Raw genomic sequence first — 20,152 nt, forward strand, 5'->3', positions numbered from 1 at the left:
AGATCTATTGTCGTAACGCGATTGCTTCTTCACAGTTCAACGCTCACAGCCGATGCCGTCATGGTCGCGATCAAGCCGATTTGGATCTGACTCACCTGTGGCTACCGGTCCTTGCACCACCGGATTGTTTCCGGTGCCGCCGGCGCAGTCCATGTCGCGACCGCCAGATGGTCCGGAGCGATAGCGCTGCACCACGATGACCGCCCGCGCACCATCACCTTCGATATGCGTGTTGTCGCTAGCGGGGTTAAACGGGTCGATGGTCTGCAAAAGGCGATTGGTGTTGCCAGCATCCCCTGAAGCGAGCGTCATCGTGTCGTAGTTGTTGAGGTAGTCCGCGCCGCAACCCGAAAGGACCAGCACAAACACGAGACGGACTCTAGCAAAGTAGGTGACCGCCGCCTTGCGATTGTTGGTCTTTTGCTCGAGATAGATAAGCGCCCCCACTGCCACTCGCCCCTCCCGCTACAACTTTGTTAGTTCCCGACGCTCTTAATTCCGGAGGCGACCGCAGAATTATCTGACGACTGCGAGACGCTGCTAAGGAGCGTGCACGACATCTCTTTACTGCGGAAATTGAACCCCCGACACGAATTTTCACTCGCACACTGCAAAATGCAGTCTGGGTACCTGAGCTGCCCCGACCAGTAAGGATTGCCCGAAACCTCCGTATTTTTTTCAAACACGAGGTTCGAGTAATGAAGGTTGCTCTCGACAACTTTCTTGGCCGCCATAACCGAGTCTTCGCTTTTCACGAGAATTGAAGCGTCACCTTTCATGAAGCAGGCCTGATACTTAGTATTGTAGGTTACGGCCAGACACTTGAAATCGCGGTCGCAGGCACTCTGGCATTCCTCCGCGCTGATGCCTTTTATAGGCATATTGGGGAAGTCGTTCCCGATAGCGTCCCATCCGGACACGACAACAAATCCACCATCGGGGTCCGGCCCAGTTGGCATTGCTGGTGGCTGCGGACGCAACCCAACCGTTTGTCGAAGAGGGTCAGTTGCGAAATCCGCAGCTGCAAAAGTCCGGCCGTCGAGCCAAGCACAATTCGTTGCAAGCTGCTTTGCTGCGGCATCCGTCAGACCAGCCTGCGCCAATGTCTCCGGTGTCGAGACAGGCGAGACCGGCTGAGTATCTGCACCTAGTCGGTTTACGAGCTCAACGTTCAGCTCCACGCCGCCAACCGATCGGCGCGAATAACACCAGGCGGTGTCCCAAGAGCTGTCTTTTTCGTCCTTGAAATGATGGCCTGAAATCAACTCCCATTTGTCTCCTTGGAAATTGACGGTCTTGTTTGCGAATTTCGTAAAGTCCACGGTCACGACGTCAGGGTCTTTTGGTGGAGCAGGTGGGCTCGGCACCTGGGCTGGCCGTGGAGTGGGAACCGGTACCGTTGATCGATCCGCCTTCTTTTCCGCGGGCGGCTCAGGAATCTCTGTCCGCGGAATTGCTATTGGTGTTGGGGGCAGTTGGGGCTTTTGCCAAAGGCCCAGCTTTAGACCCAGACCAATTCCAATTGCCGCCACCGCAATCGCGCCTCCGGTTGCCATCCGCCTGAACGCCGCGGCTTTGGCGACCTTTTCCTGAGCAGCGGCCTCTGCCTGAAGCGTTGGAATTGCGGACCGCTTGACGACGAGGCCAACGGCTTGCTCAAGAAGAGCCGTATTATGCCGGACGAGCATTGCCCTGCCCCTTCATCGACAGCTTCACCAGATCGGCAACATCTGGCGGCAGCTCTTGGTTCAAAGCCGTTCGCAGGACCTCAGGATCATCGGTGAACAGCGGAACGTAGAGGATTTCCTTGACGACCTTTTCAATCTCGACGGGTACGTCGACGCGCTTCTCGACTTCCTTCTCAACGATTCTTTCGATCGGCACTTCGATCGTACGAACGCGGCGCCACCGCCATCTCAACAGCATGCGGCGAATGAGGGACGACAGACGGCTTTGGGACTGGATTTCTCCGCGAGCGGCGATCCGCTGCAATGCGAGTGCCACCATCGCTGTGATTGGCCCTGCGAGTGCCGCGATCACCGCCAACGAACTAAACCAAATGACTGAGATCACACCTGCCTGTTCAGGTGTCACCTTCTCTGGCTTTACACCGTACCACCTTGCCGCAATTCTTCGGACTTGGTCGGTGCGCGCCATTGGAATGCGCTCCTTTTCCAGGGCCGCGAGTTCCTTCGCAATTTGGTCCTGCCTAACCTGATTTTGCGCAGAAACGGTCGCTTTATTGGCCTCAGCGCTTTGGGCGTCGGCTAACCTCTTACCCGCCTCGTCGAGCCTTCTTTGCCAGCTCGCAGCGTCCGCATCGCGTGTCTGCTCAAAATTCGACCGCCGATCTGTTAGTTTTTGCCGCTGATCGGCCGTCATCGGCGGACTGTTGGCGCGCAGCCGATCGAAATCGGACCGCAGGGACGCGATCTCCTGATCCAGCGGATCTATTTGGGCATCGAATTTGGCACCGATCTTGGATCGTGGATTTGCCAGCTTTGCGACCTCAGCCTCCAATTTCCGTGCTGAATCACTATCGCCTGAGTCTCGCGCCATCTTGATGCGTTCAACAAAACTGTCGCGCTGGCGTTCAAACTGGTCGACGGCGCCCTTGATCTCAGCATCGCGCTGCTCAATTAGCGACGATCGAACCGCGTTTTTCTCTTCGATCTGGTCGCGAACACGAGAGGCCTCCGGGGTAAGAGCTGTCGCCCCCTGCAATTCGGTATCGACTTCCGCAATCTGTTTCTGGAAGCTGGCGCGGGATTTCTCCGCAAGAGCAGTCATTTCCTCAAACTCAGCGCGAGCCTGATCAACCTGGTCGGATTTGCGTCCCAACTCGTCCGCAGAAGCGAGCTTCGAAGCCTCCTGTTCAAGTGCGTCGATCTTGTTGACCAAATCCTCATAGCGGAGCTGACGAAGCGCGCCTGCGCGCTCCATGCCCATGAAGACGGTCTCGAAGGTGATACCGGCCAGAATCAAGAGGAAGGCAAGCACAATGGGCTTCCAGATCCAGGACGCGCTGAAAAGGAGCGTCGCAATCGGAATTTTCGTCAGCTCGGCAATCGCAACCATCAGAAATGGCGCACTCGCCAATGTCAGATCCATTGCAGTGACGGATTCGCTCGCTGCGAAGGCCTGATAACCAAGCGCAACGCCGGTCGTGAGGCCGATAGTTGCTGCCGCTATCTCCAGCGCCCACGCACCCCTATAGGTCCATTGCCCATAGGTCGCGAGCTTTTGGCTCATCGTCGTTTGCATTTTACACCCCACCCGTACCCACTCGCGGATTTCCCGGCATTACACCGAAAAGTAACTATGTTCGCAACTGTCCTTGATGCGTAAGCGGCAAATATCGGGACTCGTAGTTAAGACCCCAGCTAGTCCCTTTTTCCGGGGCTAATCTGCATACCTGCGTGCAAGCCGTAGAACGGCTGCAACGCACAACAGCAGATCAGAGCAGATGCACGAGTCCAAACCTGCCATAGTGATCACGGCAGCGATCGCCAACAACAGCATTATCTTGGCCGGGCTTCCGTACAGCGCGATACTTTTTCGCTTCCTGGACCTGCGGACCCAGATCACTGATGGAGACGACGGTTCTATGCGGAGACTGAATGCCGGAAATGGGCCGTTGGCTGACTGCCGTTGGGGAGAATCTCCGACAGTTGCCGTTACCAAATCGCGCATGCGCTGAAACTAGGTCGGCAACTTCGTAGCAAACCTTGGGCTTGCTCCGTCTGCAATACGAGGGGCTTGTTGCACCCCAGCCACTGTGTGTAGGTTGAACCGGGAGCCATTCTTGCAGACTCAGCAACACAAATCTTGGGCGGATGTCGATCTCGCCGACCTTCTTGGCGCGTTTCGTAAGGCCAAGGCCGACTGCTTCTTCGAGCGGTCGATCTACTGCGCCGAGATTTTTTCCACCTACGAACAAAACATCTTCGACAATCTCGAGAGCCTGCTGGCAGACCTCCATGAAGGCCGTGCTGCGGAGGTACTCCAGCGGTCACGTGGACGGCCGCGGATCTTCGCCAAGTGCTTGGGCACGAAGCAACGGCGTGAAAACACGCCCCAGTGCTTCTTCTCGGATGCAGCTCGGGCCTTCGAGCGGCTGCAGGAGAGTCACGAACTCACGCCAGAATTTCGCTTGGTGGGTGCCTTCGACGTCGAGATGCATGTGTTGTCAGGGCTTTGGATCAACCTTGTCGGGCACAAGTACGACCAACGTCTCCGTGGTCATGCGTTCGGCTCCCGTGTCCGACGCTTCGGCCACACCGAGCTTAGGGATCGGCCCCGTGGCGACTATCAATACGACGCCGTCGGATCCTTTGAGCCGTATTTTCAACCCTACCGCGCGTGGAGGGACCGCGGTATCGCCGCGATCCGGTCCGCCCTAGACGAAGGTGAACCAGTCGTCGCGCTTACGCTGGATTTCTCCTCTTACTACCACAATGTTGACGCGTCATTTATTACCAGCGCAAGCTTCCTTTCGACAATCGGGCTGGAACTCTCTCCCTGGGAGATCGAGTTCACTGAGGCTTTAGTTGCAGCATTACATGCTTGGGGCGAGGAGGCTGCACGCTTCATTGGAGGGGGCGCCGGCCGGTTACAAGACCAAGTTGGCGGCCTGCCGATCGGTCTCGCCGCGGTGCGTATCATGACCAACGTCTTGCTCTACGCGTTCGACGAGCGCATCCTCGATGCGTTGGCGCCAGTCTACTATGGCCGGTACGTCGACGACGTTTTCCTGGTCATCCGCGATTCGGGTCGGATTCGCAGCACAACCGAACTCTGGGACTTCATCCGGCAGCGCGCCGGCGACATTTTCCAAGAAGGAGCCACACCGGGTGTGATCGAGGTCGCGCTCCCCGGGGGCTACCAGGGGCGCTCGCGGCTGATGCTAAAGCAGGAGAAGCAAAAGGTCTTCTTCCTGAGAGGCCAATCAGGGCTTGACCTGCTGAGCAACATTTCCCATCAGGTAAATACGCTCTCGAGCGAGCGGCGCCTTATGCCTTTGGCCGAGGAGATGGACAACATGGCGTCCGCCCGGGCCTTGGCGGCGGCGAGCGGCACCGCCGAGGAACCGGACTCTTTGCGACGCGCCGATGGGCTGACCCTGCGCAGATTGGGCTGGGCTCTGCAGCTAAGATCTGCGGAAATCCTAGCGCGCGATCTTGACCGCAAAGCCTGGACTTCGGAACGAAAGCGCTTCTACGAGTTCGCCTGTTCGCATATCGTGCGACCCGACAAGATCCTTGAGCACATCGACGGCCTTGCTCGGCTCATCTCGCTTGCGGTGTCACTCGCCGACTGGTCCGATGCAGCCAAGATGCATCGCTACGCCACACAGGCACTCGCGCGGCTTCAGCGTGAGCTTCAAGGTCGCGTATGCAAGATCAATGGCCAAACCCGGCGTCTGAATGCCCGGGTATGGAAGGGTTTGGCGGAATGGGTACAAGGTGCTTGCGGTGAAGCAGTCCTTCGCTCAATCCAATTTAATCCCGGCCGCCCGCTCCAGTTGCCCCGAGCAGCGCTCGACCTCCTCGCCGAACTTGGCATCTCCCACGCGCCTGACATCCTGCTTCGAATAGTCCGCGAATTGCGGGAGACCGATTGGGCGAAACGCTCCTATCGGGAGCATGTGCGGCTTGACGCGGACCGAGAGCGGCCTGCAATCGAGGGGGAGTACCTTCTGCCGGAGCTCTTTCGCCACCATGCAAAGCTCTCCGAGTTTTTGGACAGATCTCGCGGGCGGGAGCCGACAACGGGCGTACAGCGGGTGAACCCGTCGGCTTTGAAGGCGGAGCCGGCACTCCCGGCCTCAATGCTTCCCTACATTCTGGCGACGCGGCCCTATAGCGCACAGGATATCGCGCTCTATCGCCCTGAAGAATGCGTCTTCGGCGACGGCGTGACGCCACCGGCCCAGGCATGGGCGCTCTACTGTCGCGCAGTGCGGGGAACACCCCAGGTCGCGCCCGACCTTCCCGCAGGCAGGTCAATCCCTCCAAGACGGAGCGGTGCCCTCGTCGATCTTGGCGGAACCGCCCCGGGCGGGGCCGTTCGGCTCGGGATCACAAGCCTCGAGACGAGTCAGGATACGTGGGCGCTCGCCGCGGAAGGACGACCCGACCGCTCGGCTGAACGCTACACGCGGCTGGCCACGATCGTAAACCTCGCGGTGCAGGCGAGGCCGCGGCCCACCCATCTCCTTCTCCCGGAACTGAGCGTCCCTGAGACTTGGTTGGATACGATCAGCGCGGTGCTCCTAGAGGCAGGCATCAGCCTGGTCGCGGGACTTGACTACAATCTTGAGGGCGTTGACCAAATATCCAGTTCCGCTGCCCTGATCCTGCGCGACGAGCGCCTAGGGTTCGCATCGGCAGTACAAATCCGACAGCCCAAACTGGAAGGGGCGCCCGCCGAGGCTGAGCACCTACTGCAGTCCTACGGCCGCACATGGGTCGATTGGGGGGCGGGACGCAACCATCCAGTTTACGTGCACTCGGGCGTCCACTTCGGCGTGCTGATTTGCTCCGAGCTCCAGAATATGGATCACCGCCGCTGCCTCCAAGGTGATGTGGACCTGCTGGCGGTGCTGTCTTGGAACCGGGACCTTGAGACTTTCTCGGCCCTCGTAGAGGCGGCCAGCCTAGATGTGCATGCTTATGTGGCGCTGGTGAATAACCGGGCGTTTGGGGATAGTCGGGTCCGCGCACCACGAAAGGACTCTTTCGCCCGCGATTTATGCCGAATCCGCGGCGGGAAGAACGATCATTTGGTGGTGGTCGAGATCAACCCGGGGTCGCTCAGGGCTCAGCAGAGCCGCGTACACCGCTGGCCAAGGTCGGACGACCGCTACAAGCCCGCTCCCGAGGGCTTCAAAATCTCCGCCGGCCGCAAAACTACGCCAAGCTGACGGCCTGGTTCTAGACACCGACACTCGGCACAGGCAATGAAGCGTATCTTTCCTCCTTCCCACGCGGCCCTTCGCTTGCCGCCGACTGGCGAGGTCGATCCAGTGACGCACCCAATACAGCGGACCACACGCGTCGTCTCAGGGCCCCTAGCGCTCCGAATGGAGCGGCTGAAGGCGGCACGGACGAACGCGCTCGGCGTCGAAGTCACCACCTTCCCCCTCATGGCCGCTCGGCTGGCCGGGGGGTTTAAACGGCCCGCAGCCGCAGAAGAGCTTCAACCAGCGATTCGCCACGCGCTGCAGGCTGGCGACTTCAAGGAACTAGAGGGCGTGCGCGGCCTGCCAGGGATGGTACGCGCGGTGCAGCGGACGCTGACGGCCGCCTGGCGCGCCGACCTGATCCTGGATCCAGGCCTTGGCGCGCGAATGGCGGATTTGGCAAGGTTAGATCGGCAGGTCCGCGCTGGCCTGCCTGGGGGCGTCCTCGCGCCTCAAGACCTACGCGCTGCGGCGCTTGAACGGCTTTCCCACGCCGCGTCTTTACTAGGCTCGGTCGAACTTGTCGGACTGGTCGACGTCGATCCGGTGTGGCGGCCCCTAGTCTTGGCACTTACTGAGCGCATGCGTGTCGTCTGGACCCCGCCGTGTGCCGGTGACCGACGCTGGTTCACAGGCACGCTTCGCGAGCCGCCGGAGGCAGCGAGGGTGACGCGTGAGGCTGTGATCTGCGCCGATCCCCGTGCAGAGGTAGTGGAGGCACTCCGGTGGGCGCGCGGCCTTATGGCCTCCGGCGTGAGGGCCGTCGACATTGCCATTGCGTCAGCGGCCTGTGAGCCTTGGGACGAGGCCATGCTTGTCCTCGCGCACGATGCCAAATTGCCGGTCCATTTCTCCCACGGGCACGCCGCTCTCGAGGGGCCAGCCGGACAGGCATGCGCTGCCTTAGCGGACATCCTTCTGCGGGGACTTTCTCAGATGCGAGTACGCCGCCTTCTGCGGCGTTCAGAACGCGCAAGCGAGGGCCTGCCGTCCGATTGGACGCGGGGACTTCGCCGGGCGGCAGGGCTCTTCTCGCCGGCGCACTGGCGCGTCGCGCTCGTGGCGACGCGCAAAGATCCTTCTAAAGTAACGGTCGTAGAGAAGATTCTTCTTCCTCGGATTGAAGCGCTCGCCCAGGGGATATCCGCTGCGGCTGAGCTTGGCGAGCAGTTCTTGGATAAGCCCGCCTTGGCGTTGTGGCGCCAGGCCTTGCGTGCAGCTCCTGCCGAGGCTCTCGAAATCAGTCTGCAAACATTGCGAGTGACCGATGGCCGCTCACCCGGCGCCAATATTGTTTGGGCGCCGGCCGCGCACTTGGCTGGAGCGCCACGCCCGCACGTCCGCCTGCTAGGCCTGACGAGTCGGGCTTGGCCACGATCGACGTCGGAAGACCCACTGCTTCCTGATCACATTATTTCCCGGAATTTGCTCGAGCCGGTCCCGCGGCCAGAGCTGGACGTTCGCCTGTTTGAAGCCCTTTGCGCTCAAGCCAAGGGCAATCTCGTACTTTCCCGCAGCCGCCGCTCCGCGGAGGGCGCGATGCTCGCGCCGAGCAGGCTTTTCCCCGAGGATGAGGCTGTCGTTCTTACCAAGGTGCGAACGCCGATCCACGCCTTCAACGAGGCCGATCGTCTTTTGGCTCGCCCATTGGAGGCTCGCGAACAGCCTGCTTTGGCCCTCGGGCGAGCCGCGTGGGCGGCTTGGCTTTCATTCCGTTCAACGCCATGGGATGGTCGGTTCGCGCCTGACGATCCCAGCGTGCGCGACGCGCTCGGCCGTGAGCAGTCCGCTACATCTCTCCGCCGACTTCTCCGCGACCCTTTGGGCTTTGTGTGGCAATACGCCCTGTGCTGGTGGCCGGTCGAGGTCTACATTGACATTCTCGCGCTAGACCGGCCCGGCTTCGGCGACCTCGTACACGAGCTTCTTCGGCGGACCACACATCGCCTAAACTCGTCCTACGGCGTCGGCCGTGCGTCGCCAGAAGAAATCGAAGCCGCCGCGGCTGCCGCTGCCAACGAGGTGGCAACTAGATGGCCGGCAGAGCGGCCTACGCCCCCGCCGGTCTTGTGGCGCCGCACTGTTGACGAGGCAGTCCGACTGGCTGTGGCCGGCCTTTGCTTTGACCAAGGAATAATGGACGGGACGCGCAGCTGGAGCGAGGTGGCATTCGGCAGGGCGGAGCTTGAGCAAGCCCGCGCCGACCTTCCATGGGACAACGCGGCTGATGTGATCCTGGGAGGGCTGACGGTGGGTGGACGCATCGACCGGCTGGACCTACGCGGCGACGGCGTAGCGGCGCGAGTCACGGACTACAAGACCGGCGCGTTGCCGCGGACTACGTCGGCCGGCGCTCTGGCGGGTGGGTCCGAGCTGCAGCGGGTCATTTACTCCGCTGCAGCCATGCGGCGGCTGTCCGAGGTTCGCCAGGTCGTCTCCCGGCTCGTGTACCTGCGGGATGGGCCGTCGGCGCAGACACTCTCCGGCGATGAGCTCGATGGTGCCCTCGGCGAGGCCGACCGATTCGTTGCAGCCGCCGCAGGCATGCTTTTGAACGGTTCGGCACCAGTTGGACCGGACGCCTACGAACCGTACAACGACCTCCGCTTGGCACTGCCCGCCGATCTAGAAAGTTACCGCAGGCGTAAAGTCCAGGCGCTGGAGGTTGCAGCCGGCGAACTGTCTGTGCTGTGGGGGTCGACGTGACGCTGATCGATCAGAATGCCCGCAGACGCGCGCTGACTGCCCATGCTGAATCTCTCTTGGTGGAGGCGGCGGCCGGGACGGGAAAGACGGCCATAATGGCCGGTCGCTGCGCGTTGCTCCTTGCCGCGGGGACGGCGCCGAAGACCATCGCTGCGATCACTTTCACGGAACTTGCCGCCGGCGAACTGGCCCTGCGTATTCGGCGGATGGTGGAGCAGCTTCTGCGCAATGACCCGCCCGAGGAACTGCTTTTCGCCTTGCCAGACGGCCTATCGGATGCCCAGCGGCGCAACCTCGCCTCGGCCCATCCGCAGCTTGACGAGCTGACGGCGACGACGATCCACGGGTTCTGCCAGGCCATAATACGCGCTTTCGCTGTCGAGGCGGACCTGGATCCAGGAGCTGCGGTAATGGACGGACCGCAGGCCGACGTCATGTTCGAGGGCGCGTTCACGGACTGGTTGCGCCGCCGTTTGGCGCGGGACGAAGCGGCTGCGGGGGCCGTGGGCGTTCTGGCGGGCGACGATCCGCTTCAGGTCGTGGACACCGTGCGCGAGCTCGCTAAGCTGCGCCGCCGCTACCCCACTGCTCAGCCACCGGACATAGACCTTTCGCTTCGACCAGATCTCGCGTTCCGAGATGCGGTGGACGCCTTTGCGCGATGGTGCGCCTCGGCGCCTCCTGAGCCCCGGACGGCAGACCTCGTGCGCGAGCTTCAGGTGCTGGAAGCGTTTTTCAGTGATGCGCTTGCGGGTTCCTACGGGTTTGCAGCACTGTGGCGGCTCGCGAAGCCACCACGGATTAGCACAATGCTGACGCGTGGCCTGAAGTGGCGAAACTACAATTTTCGCAACGCATGGCGCGTGGCTGGCGGCGATGCAGGCGTCAACCTGTTTGAAACTGCCCAGGCACACTACGAGGCCTGCCGCAGTGCCTTCGGTCATCTGATGGGACAGCTGGGCGGAGCGCTCGTTGCGTTTCTCTCCACCGAATTGGATGAACTCCTGGCAGATTATGCGGCCCGCAAGCGCGCCGCCGCCGCCCTCGACTTCGACGACCTGTTGCTGAGGGCGCGGGCGTTGGTGCGTGAACACGACAACGTGCGCCGAGCGCTAGGCAGGCGGTACCAGCACGTCTTCGTCGACGAATTTCAAGATACCGATCCGATCCAGGCCGAAGTGATCTTCGCTATTGCGGCCGAAGAGTTGCCGGCGAAATGGACGGATGCGGTCCCCCGCCCCGGAGCTCTCTTTCTGGTCGGCGATCCCAAGCAGGCGATCTATCGATTCCGCGGGGCCGATGTGGAGGCCTATGCTGCAGTCTATGAGGCCTTCGAAACCCGAGATCCGGCGGCGATAATCCGGTTGACCGCGAACTTCCGCTCGGCGCCCGAAATCCTCGAGCACGTCAACAGCTTCTTTCGGGCACCCTTATCGATTGAAGGCCAGCCCGGTTACGTAGAGCTCGACACTACATTGCCCGCATCCCGGGGATCTTTGCCGGGCGTCTGCAAGCTGACTCTGGACGTGCAGGCGATGTCAGCGGCCAGGCTGCGCGAACTGGAAGCCCAGAAGGTTAGTGATCTCTGCCGACGTCTCGTAGGGTCCATTGAGGTGCGAGGGCGCGATGGAACCTACCGGCCTCTGCGACCAGGAGACATCGCCCTGCTTGCTCCGACTGGCTCGGAACTTTGGCGCTATGAGCAGGCGTTGGAGGACCGGCGGCTTGCCGTAGCATCACAGGCCGGCAAGGCGCTGATGCGCCGTCAGGAGACACAGGACGTCCTGGCGCTGCTGCGCACTTTGGCCGATCCAGCAGACACGCTGGCGTTCGGGGCGTTCCTGCGCGGCCCGATGGTCGGTCTTACCGAAGAGCGCCTTCTGGCCGTCACCGCGGCCCTGCCTGCTCCTGAAGATGACCGTCAGCGCGCATTCACGTTGAGGACGGACCCGTCGTCTGTCTTCGACACTGAGGCGCGGTGGGTTCTAGAGGCATTGCAGGCGCTCCGCCGGCGGGTCGGCTCAACCACCCCTGCAGCATTACTAGGGGAAGCCGCAGAAAAGCTGAATTTACGCGTCGCACTGGCGTTACGGACGGGAGACCGCGGCGGTCGGGCAATTGCCAACCTCGACGCTTTGATGACGCTGGCCAAAGCTTACCGTGTCCGCGGCCTTAGCGCCTTCGTCGCGGACCTCACCGCCGACTGGAAGGCCGGTCGCCCAGTGACGGAAGGCCGGATTGATGAGAGCGAAGAGGCCATCTCGCTTGTAACTATGCACAGCGCCAAGGGCCTGGAATGGCCGGTCGTGATCCCAATCAACACCGGTACTCAGATGCGGCAGTTGGACCAGTTCGTCCATCGTCAGAAGGATAACACGCTGCATTGGGTATTGGGCGGCCTTACACCGCCTCACCTGGAAGCGGCACAGGCAGAAGAGGCCGAGAGTGCCGCGAGAGAGCGCGCGCGGCTGTGGTATGTCGCCTGCACCCGGGCGCGAGACTTGCTTATCCTTCCAGAGTTGAATGGCGCCGACGCAACGAGTTGGGCGCGTATCCTGGACTTGGGGGCGGGTGTTCTTCCGGAACTAGACCCTGCGTCTCTACCGGTCCAGCCCCGGCCGCGGACCGCCGTCGACGCTAACTCGCAGACGAGTGAGATTTTCGCGCAGCAGGCGGCTGCCGTGGCGGCCGCCGCACCACCCATCGTCTGGCGCCGCCCCAGTGATCACGATCCCGATCGCGCTGATGTTCAGGAGGTGGAGATCGGCGAAGTCATCGAGGACATTCTTGAAGCGCCCCGGGTCGTCGGGGCCGGACGAGTGCGCGGCGTCTTGCTCCATAAGCTCATGGAGGAGATGGTCACTGGCGAATTGGCTGGCGATCCGGCCAGCGTACAGGCGCGCGCGACAGTGCTTGCCGCTGAATTGCGCACGCTTGAATCTGGCGAAGCTGTCTACCCTGACCCCGCAGAATGTGCCGAGACCGCTCTTCGTGCGCGGGCGCTGCCTGAGGTCGCGGCGCTTTGGCCTATGCTGGAAGCGGAACTGCCAATCTACGCGATCGACACTGACGGCGTTCTGGTATCAGGACGTGCCGACGCGCTCGCGCTGCGGGACGGTCGTATCGAAGTCATTCTCGATTGGAAGAGCGACTTGGCACCCACTGCCGCGGAGCGAGCGGCTTATTCTGCGCAGGTCGCAGCATACCTGCGCACCACTGGGGCCTCTCGCGGAGCCCTCGTTTACCTGAGCCGCGGCGAGGTGAGCTGGGTGTCGCCGACAGAATGATGCAAGCGGGGTGTTCATAGGGAAGAGTTTGGCCACCCCCTGAATCTGCCCGAAACTTCCGATGGAGCTGGTGTAGGCCTCATCGACAAACGGGGGTACGGCAGACTCTGAAACGGCGATCGTTTCGCGGAATGGCCAAATGAAGGTGCGAAGCAGCCTGTCATATGTGGGGCCGATTGCAGATCGGCAGCTTGTGGCAACAGCCGTGCGGGTAGCGGACGCTGAAGTCGAAGCCTCTAGCGTCCCGGACATGGCCCAATGGGACTTTGCAAGGTGACGAACTAGCGGCAGCTTGCAGTCAGTTGTAACACGTGGAATGGATTTACGAGTCGAGCCCGCCGGAACAGGAAGGGCCCACTTTGCCTCAGCCTTGTTGGAATGCCGCCCGGAAGAACGTGTAGTGGTATCTAACGAAGTCGACGGCCGCTCGGTGTTTGACCGCTTGCCCTGCAAGCTTTTCGTAGGTCGTTCCGCAAAGTACTGGCGCTACAACCACTTCGTTCCGCATCGGGTGAATGGCTATAAGGAATTTGTCAAACAGCGCATGGATGTCGGCGCGGAGAATGAGATCGTTGCTCGTATCATTGCGATAGCTGACGCTCTCCGAGAAGGGGATGATGTGAGCGGCTTGCAAGACGGCCTCCACGCGGCAGTTTGTAATGAGGCACTTGCCATAGAGCCTGAGAAGATCAGCGCGAAATTTGTACTGCTCTGGCCGCGCCTCTTGCTTCGTGAAACGCCGGTGAAAACCATCGAGTATCGTCGCCTGATCCAGCTCCAATGCCTTTTCTTCATCGGTCAGGTATTGTGTCTTGATTGAAGAAAGTAGCGCCACCTGCCGTCCAATGAAGTCGGTCACGACGCGCCTGAATTCGGCAAGCTCTTCACTTTCCAGTTCATATGTTCGCAGGTGACGGAGGCGCCGCAAATGGTCTATCACCCGACTGCCAGTGTCCATCTCCGCACGGCCCCGAAGCTGAAAGTGCGGTTTCAAAAGGCGAACACCCGTTAAAGTTGCTGTCGTGCCATCTGTTCCCCGTACGACGTCATGTGCCACCCCCTCTGCCGTCAGACCCAGCCCGCTGCCAAAATTGGGATCTTCGTGTGCCCACACGACTAATGTGTCTCCATCCGACACGTGGGTTCCCGGGCCACCAGAAATGCGCGACGGATGCGGCATCATCACTCGTATTCCCTCCCACTGTGTTGCCTCGATTGGTCGAGGAACCGCGCCGCCAAGATGAAGTTCACAATTCAGTTTAAGAAGGAATGTGGTCACGAGTGCCTACTTGGAAGAGGGGCTTGGCGGGGTCACCCCCAGGATTGATTCCACCTGAGCTACTCTGCCGTTTGTACAGGCAACCAATGCTTGGTTACACCCCTTTGATTGTCGCGAAGTTCAACTTCCAGGGCTCCACCTCGCCACAAGTGCGGCTTTTGATACGCCAGTTGCGAGGCACTAGGCCATTGCGTGGCCGCAAAGAGTATCCGGGTTTGCGTGCAGGTTTTGTGCACAGTCACGATTTTGCAACACGGTCGTGGACAACGAGTCTCGGACGGGCCGCAAGCTGGCTGTCCGCTATTGGCAGAACAATGCCAAGAAGCAGCCATCCCATTCCGAACCTCAATAGCGAACTACTTCCTCTTCGACCCTGCTGAATGGCAATTTGGTAGGCACCCAACGGGTTCGGTGGTGACCATATAGGCTAGTCGGCGTCACGGGTGCCGCATATACAGCGGGTGCACTGCTAGAGTTCAAACCGGATTGACTGGAGCGAGTCCAACCCACAGAAGACTTACACCGTAGTTCATTCGCCGAAGCTGTTTCGAGATGCTCATCAATGCGACTTTGCTGAAGAAGGGGAGCGTCGGATTTCCCTCATGTAAGAGCGCGTAGACGATTTCATAGTCGGCCGGATTGGGCCTGTCCGCCGGGATTAGGGCGACGATCTCTGGCATTGCCTCCCGAATTTGTGCTCTAAGCGGTGGATGGTCGAGAAATGCTTCGGCGGATACCTGTCCTTGCAGGAACAGATGACTCAGCGTTTGTGACTTGCTACGGCGCTTCACATGTACGAGCTGCCGGCCACCGGTCAAAATGTCACAAAACTCGACCCGGCCACGCTCTCCTTCGAAGTTCACGAGGCTTTTGTCGTAAAGATACATCCCGGCTTGGGCATTGACCGCGCGGGCGTTGTAGTCGCCCTCCTTTTCGCCAACGGTGTAGAAAGGGAGCTTGAGGGCAGCTAGCGGAATTTCCGCCATCGCTGCGTTGACGGTGGCGATGAAATCGTCCTTGACGACATACCATTCGTCCGATGCGAGGATGTGGAGCTGGTCGTTGAACTGGACCTCTGCACATAGACATTTGAACACGGACCATCGGTCATGGAACGGCCCGTCGTCGCTCGCGACACGAACCTTGTCCGATTTCAGATGTGCAAGCGTGACGGCATGCTCCTGATCGAAGAGAGCCAGATAATCGGGCAGACGAAGATCGTCGAACGCGTCCGCCCGTGAGCTGCCCGAGAATTTGAACCGGTCGACATTCTGATAGTCGATGATTTCCGGTGGTGCGAGATGGATGCGGTCGAGCTGCCCATTCTGTAACCGGGTGACTAGGCTCTGATTGAGTTGGTCCACGCGCGAACGATCCCGGATGGGCGTGATCTTGCCGTACCAAGGAAACAGTTCCTGGTATGACGTATCATTGAATGAGTTGATGATCGTCAGACCTTTATCGTCGATTCCGTCGTAATCGACCTCGCAGCTTAGCTTGAGCCCGTCGCTTCCTGTCAGTGTACCCCCGAACGCCTCATCTCCCGATTTGCCGGTAATTGCCTGAAGAATGATGCTTGATGTATCGACGCCGAAATCGAAGATCTCGCCGATCCGGCTGTTCTGTGAGCGGGTCTGAATGGTTGAATCTTCGGGCCTACGCGTGTCGATACTCTTGATCCGCTCGCGGCCAAGCCGGTTCAGCGCCACCTTCAATCCGAACTGGCTCTCCAGCGCTTCCGGGCGAAGTTCCTGAAAGCCCATCCCGAAGCATACGGCAAGCCACCTGCGCTGTGGGTCGGCGTCCTCGACAGCGAGAACAATACCGACAAACAGGATCGCAGCCGCTTGCCCACCGTAGAGCCCGTTGAACTGTGCCCGGTCGGCGGGAGCGAAAAAAGATATCCAGCCGGGCGGAGAGTTGTATGCCTGACCTGCGAACAGACGCTTGTTTTCGGGATTATCAGTAAGGGGCTTTTCAATCAGCCGATGTTGTCCTTTGAGCGCGTCGGCTGGATCGGCAACATGTGCTTTCAGCAGCCGGAACGTGTATGATCTTTTGGTCACAACATACTCCCCCAGAAGTAACGCTGACTATGATAGCTGTTGTTGCCGACTGCTTCACGCACAAAATGTGGGAGTCAGTATACTTAGCACTGGCTTTCGGGGCGCCCCAAGGCTGAAGCTAATAGACGCATCGCACGAGCGACTGCTTTCCCGAAGCTTACGATCTGGCCCTAGTGACAGATATTCGGCGCGAAACAGACGACCGCCTCAAGAGAGGCTAGGCGCGCTCCTTTGCCGGCCGATGGTCCAGGAAATCCCCTCCCCGCTCATGATCCCGGAGCCCTCCTTCCCGACATGTCGGTCAAGCACTGGCCGCCACGGCACGAGAGTGAACTCGCGCGACTTCTCGATCACGGCATACTTGCCGCTGGCGAGTCCGATCGATCGGACCACCTTGCCTTCCAGGCGATCTCCAGGCTTTGCTTCGAAATAGGTGAGCCCGAGCTCGCTTGAAAGCTGACCGGCGACGCGGTTCAGCTCGCGCTGGCGCAAGATTGAAATCATGTTGGCGCGATAGACGATCCGGTCCCGCTCCTCGTGCGCGAGTCCTTGAGCTATGAGCCACTGCCGCCGTTGGATTTGTGCCTCCCGCACCTCGCGGCCAAAGCCGGAGTCGCGTAAGGCCGCCGGTTCATTGGAAACCAACTCCCGGTCCAGCCAGGTGGCGCCGTCGAAGCCGACCTGCTTGTCCAGCGGTATAGAAGAGAGCCTCTCAACGACGAAAGGCTCGGCCCTCACCCGCTTGCGCTCATAGTCGGCGACCCGATCGAGATGATCCGGCGCGATGATCCAGGTTCCGTCCGGCTGGCGCTCCAAGCCGCCGGTGGCTCGCCGGATCGCTTCCAGCCGCCGCACATGCGTCTCAGCAAAGCGTTCGGTGGCGGAAGGATCGAGCCTCAGATGAATATCGACATTGTAGCGCCCGCCATTCGCTGCCGCGATGTCGGCGATTGTGTGATCGACTTGCTTGAGCTGCGTGCTCCGCGGCGTGACCCGCACAATGCTGCCGTCTGCCGTAGGTTCCGTGGCCCCACCTCTGCCGATGTCGATGTAATGGCTTTTGCCGTCCAAAGCATCGACGATGAGGTAATGTCGGTCGTTCATCTCGTCCGACAGCCCACGCGCGACGACCCGGCCGACGACGGGCTCGGTATTGTCCCCAGCATCGTGTACAACACAATCGGCTGCACTGCGGGCGAGCCCCTTGCTGGCCAGTTCGCGATGCATAGTCCTGATGATATCGCCGCGCTCGCCCAACCGACGCAGCGTTGCTTCGAACTCGTCGTCCAGGCGCCAGCGACCGGGGCCGATCTCCGCTGCAAGCCCCATGCGCTCGAGCTTGCGCAGCCGGCCTTGATGCAGCGTCTGTCGAAAAGCATCCCGTCCGTCCGGCGTAACAAATCCATCGCCGTCGCGCATTCGAAGCAACTGCCGGTCAATGCTGGTGAAGCGTCCTTGCTCCATTTCCTGGCGCAGGCGCTGCTCGATCTCTCGATTCGTGCGCGGACCCAGATCGAGACTCACCAACTCGGACGCGCGCTCTCGCAAACCAGAGGAGATATAGTCGCGCACGATGACAAGATTCTCGCCGCGGTCGTCCTTGCCGCGGACGATGATATGCGCATGAGGATGGCCGGTGTTGAAATGGTCGACAGCAACCCAATCGAGCTTGGTGCCGAGATCCTCTTGCATCTGCGCCATGAGGCGACGAGTCAACGGCTTGAGGTCTTCGTACTCAATGCCGTCCTCGGCCGCGACGATGAAGCGAAACTGATGCCGGTCGCCATCCGCCCGGTCGATGAAGTCCTTACCATCGACCCGATCGCTTTCAGGGCCGTAGAGCTCGCCGGGCTCGCCTTGCCGGGTGACGCCGTCACGCTGGAGGTAGCGCAGGTGGGCACGCGCTCCGTCCGAACCCTTGCCGGCCAGCTTTACCAGCCGCGCCTTCACCACAACCCGTCGCTGGCGGAAGGCGGCATGGCGATCACGTGATTTCAGCAGGGCGGCCGCAGCCCCGCCGCGCCCAACGCGGCTGCCAGTAAAGCGACCGCCGCGCCGCGACCTGCCACCGGCTCGGTTGATCGAGGCACGAAGTTGATTGGCGAACCGCTTGCCTGCCTTCGAGCCCCGCGCCCCGATTTTGCCAAGCTTCGGCCTGAATTCGTCGTCTTTCACGCCAGCCTCCCAAATAGCCGCAGCAAAATCAGTTACTTGTGCGCCCCAGCCTCCTGGTGCCGCTGGCAGCCTCCTGTGAAAACGATGTGCAGACAAAGACTTGACCGCCTCATGGAGGCGGTGCCTTTATCTTGCCTTCCGCGAATCCCTCGTTCTGCCCCGCAGCAACCGCATGGCACGCCCGCTCTCACTTGCTGACCGGCCGCTCTGATCCTGCTTGCTCCGGTCCAAGCGGCACCAGAATTCCGCCGGTCGAACCGCTCGCGGAAACGCCATTCTTCAGGAAAAACAACTCGCGCCCGGAGGAGATTTTCGACGCTTTCTCACGACGGAATTTCGCCTTGAATTCGTCCATCTCCGCGGCCGAAACACCGGCCGCAGTGAGCTTTCTGAGATAATCGACGGTCTCGGACGGCAGCGGTCGTCCGCGCTGCAAATGGTCGTCGTATCGCTCCGGTCCGGCGTTGTAGGCAGCGAAGAGGCCAGGGAATCCGAAGCGGTCATACATGGCGCGAAGGTAGGCGGTTCCCGCCAGGATATTGTCGCGCGGATTGTAGGGATCGGCGCCCAGACCATGCTCGACGCGCATGTCACGATAGGTTTTGGGCATCACTTGCATGAGGCCCATGGCGCCGGCGCGCGAGGTAATCGGTCGCCCATCGAGCACGGTTCTGCCGCTGCTCTCCGCGTCCATGACGGCATATATCCAGCTTTCGGGAACACGGAAACGTTGGCTTGCTTCCTCTACGAACTGCTGCCATTTTCCAAGCTGCGGACTTAGGGAGATAGCGACCGGCTCAGCGCCGGTCGAGGCGGAACAGGCGCATGGCGTGACAGCGATCATGCCAAGCATCAGCAGGGTCACTCGGTCCATAGCGGCTCGAGCCTCCCGATGATTTTTTTGGTCGGAACCGGCCCGAAATATCGACTGTCGAAAGAACGAGTCGCCGCGCCATTAAGCAGGAAGACCTCGTTGCCCGAGAGCGCGCGGCAGTCGTTCCACCACGGCAGCGTAAGGCCTTGCGTGTCGGTCGCCAGCCGCCGAGCGACGATCCTGCCGCCGATGATGATCGCCTCATTGAAGGCGCAGACATGCTCGCGCGGCAGCGCTGCAACGCGCTTCACCAGCGGCACATTGCGGGGCAGATACCCGCGCTGAGCAGCAAGATCGGCGATGAAGTCCGGGGGGCGGGCAAGCACCAAATCGCCACGCGCTGGGTCTCCAGCGAGGACGCGATAGAGGCCAACCGGCGCACTTGCCGAGGCGTTCCAAACGAGCCAAGGCGAAGGTTTGGCGAAGACGGAAAGGCCGATTAGCGCTAGGCCAATCGCAGTGCTGACGATCACCTTGCGTGCCCGAATTCGGCGCAACCCGTTGCCAATAAGATGGATGGAGGCCCGCCGGCTCATGAGCGGCCTCCCTCATCTGAAACGGTCTCGTTCTGGCGGCCTTTCGACCACTCGTCGAGCTCGTCTATGTGGTAGCGGACGAAGCGGCCGTGCTTGCGGAACTTTGGGCCGTGGCCCTTGATCCGCATCTTTTCCAACGTCCGTTGGGAAAGGCCGATATAGAAAGCAGCCTGCGCCGTGTTGAGGAACGGACTGCCCTTTTTGGCGCGAGCAGCGCGTTCGTTTTCGTCGTCCATGATGATCCTCGTTTCGCCGATGGAAGGCA

The 20,152-nt window shown here is 60.8% G+C and carries 12 protein-coding genes; 3 read left to right on the forward strand and 9 right to left on the reverse strand.

Annotation, left to right across the window (positions count from 1 at the left end):
- Positions 1 to 36 precede the first annotated feature (36 nt).
- From EJ072_RS10450 to EJ072_RS10460, 3 genes are read right to left on the reverse strand one after another with little or no spacing between them, the layout of a single operon-like run.
- Entirely contained in the window at positions 37 to 453 is a 417-nt protein-coding gene (locus EJ072_RS10450) for an excalibur calcium-binding domain-containing protein (protein ID WP_245467278.1), read from the reverse strand.
- 23 nt (positions 454 to 476) lie between these two features.
- Positions 477 to 1,688, reverse strand: coding sequence for a PAN domain-containing protein (locus EJ072_RS10455; RefSeq protein WP_126079622.1), 1,212 nt, complete (start codon positions 1,686 to 1,688; stop codon positions 477 to 479).
- The gene (locus EJ072_RS10460; RefSeq protein ID WP_126079623.1) at positions 1,672 to 3,264 is read right to left on the reverse strand and encodes a hypothetical protein; all 1,593 of its coding nucleotides are present in this window, start codon (positions 3,262 to 3,264) and stop codon (positions 1,672 to 1,674) included. The genes EJ072_RS10455 and EJ072_RS10460 overlap by 17 nt, the downstream gene beginning before the upstream one ends.
- A gap of 541 nt (positions 3,265 to 3,805) precedes the next feature.
- Here EJ072_RS10460 and EJ072_RS10465 point away from each other — a divergent pair.
- The 3 genes from EJ072_RS10465 (at position 3,806) to EJ072_RS10475 (ending at position 12,957) form a co-directional block, all read left to right on the forward strand.
- On the forward strand, positions 3,806 to 6,925 hold the full coding sequence (locus EJ072_RS10465; protein ID WP_126079624.1) for a hypothetical protein: 3,120 nt from the start codon (positions 3,806 to 3,808) through the stop codon (positions 6,923 to 6,925).
- 159 nt (positions 6,926 to 7,084) lie between these two features.
- Positions 7,085 to 9,670, forward strand: coding sequence for a PD-(D/E)XK nuclease family protein (locus tag EJ072_RS10470; protein ID WP_189343288.1), 2,586 nt, complete (start codon positions 7,085 to 7,087; stop codon positions 9,668 to 9,670).
- Entirely contained in the window at positions 9,667 to 12,957 is a 3,291-nt protein-coding gene (locus tag EJ072_RS10475; protein ID WP_126079626.1) for a UvrD-helicase domain-containing protein, read from the forward strand. The genes EJ072_RS10470 and EJ072_RS10475 overlap by 4 nt, the downstream gene beginning before the upstream one ends.
- Before the next feature lie 364 nt (positions 12,958 to 13,321).
- Here the strand turns inward: EJ072_RS10475 and EJ072_RS10480 are convergent, their stop codons facing one another.
- From EJ072_RS10480 to EJ072_RS10505, 6 genes are all read right to left on the reverse strand, one after another.
- The gene (locus tag EJ072_RS10480) at positions 13,322 to 14,140 is read right to left on the reverse strand and encodes an HNH endonuclease signature motif containing protein (RefSeq protein ID WP_126079627.1); all 819 of its coding nucleotides are present in this window, start codon (positions 14,138 to 14,140) and stop codon (positions 13,322 to 13,324) included.
- Between the two features lie 572 nt (positions 14,141 to 14,712).
- Entirely contained in the window at positions 14,713 to 16,302 is a 1,590-nt protein-coding gene (locus EJ072_RS10485; RefSeq protein WP_189343289.1) for a DUF6119 family protein, read from the reverse strand.
- A 207-nt stretch (positions 16,303 to 16,509) separates the two neighbouring features.
- Positions 16,510 to 18,477, reverse strand: coding sequence for a relaxase/mobilization nuclease RlxS (rlxS, locus tag EJ072_RS10490; RefSeq protein ID WP_126079629.1), 1,968 nt, complete (start codon positions 18,475 to 18,477; stop codon positions 16,510 to 16,512).
- A gap of 187 nt (positions 18,478 to 18,664) precedes the next feature.
- Positions 18,665 to 19,351: a lytic transglycosylase domain-containing protein gene (locus EJ072_RS10495; RefSeq protein WP_126079630.1), complete on the reverse strand. Its 687-nt coding sequence runs from the start codon at positions 19,349 to 19,351 to the stop codon at positions 18,665 to 18,667.
- Positions 19,339 to 19,887 (reverse strand): S26 family signal peptidase, encoded by a 549-nt coding sequence (locus tag EJ072_RS10500; protein ID WP_126079631.1) that lies wholly within the window; start codon positions 19,885 to 19,887, stop codon positions 19,339 to 19,341. The genes EJ072_RS10495 and EJ072_RS10500 overlap by 13 nt, the downstream gene beginning before the upstream one ends.
- Positions 19,884 to 20,123, reverse strand: a complete 240-nt coding sequence (locus EJ072_RS10505) for a helix-turn-helix domain-containing protein (RefSeq protein ID WP_126079632.1) — start codon at positions 20,121 to 20,123, stop codon at positions 19,884 to 19,886. Before EJ072_RS10505 ends, EJ072_RS10500 begins: the two co-directional genes overlap by 4 nt.
- Between the last annotated feature and the right edge of the window lie 29 nt (positions 20,124 to 20,152).

The sequence above is a fragment of the Mesorhizobium sp. M2A.F.Ca.ET.046.03.2.1 genome (assembly GCF_003952425.1).
In the GTDB taxonomy this organism is placed as follows: Bacteria; Pseudomonadota; Alphaproteobacteria; order Rhizobiales; family Rhizobiaceae; genus Mesorhizobium.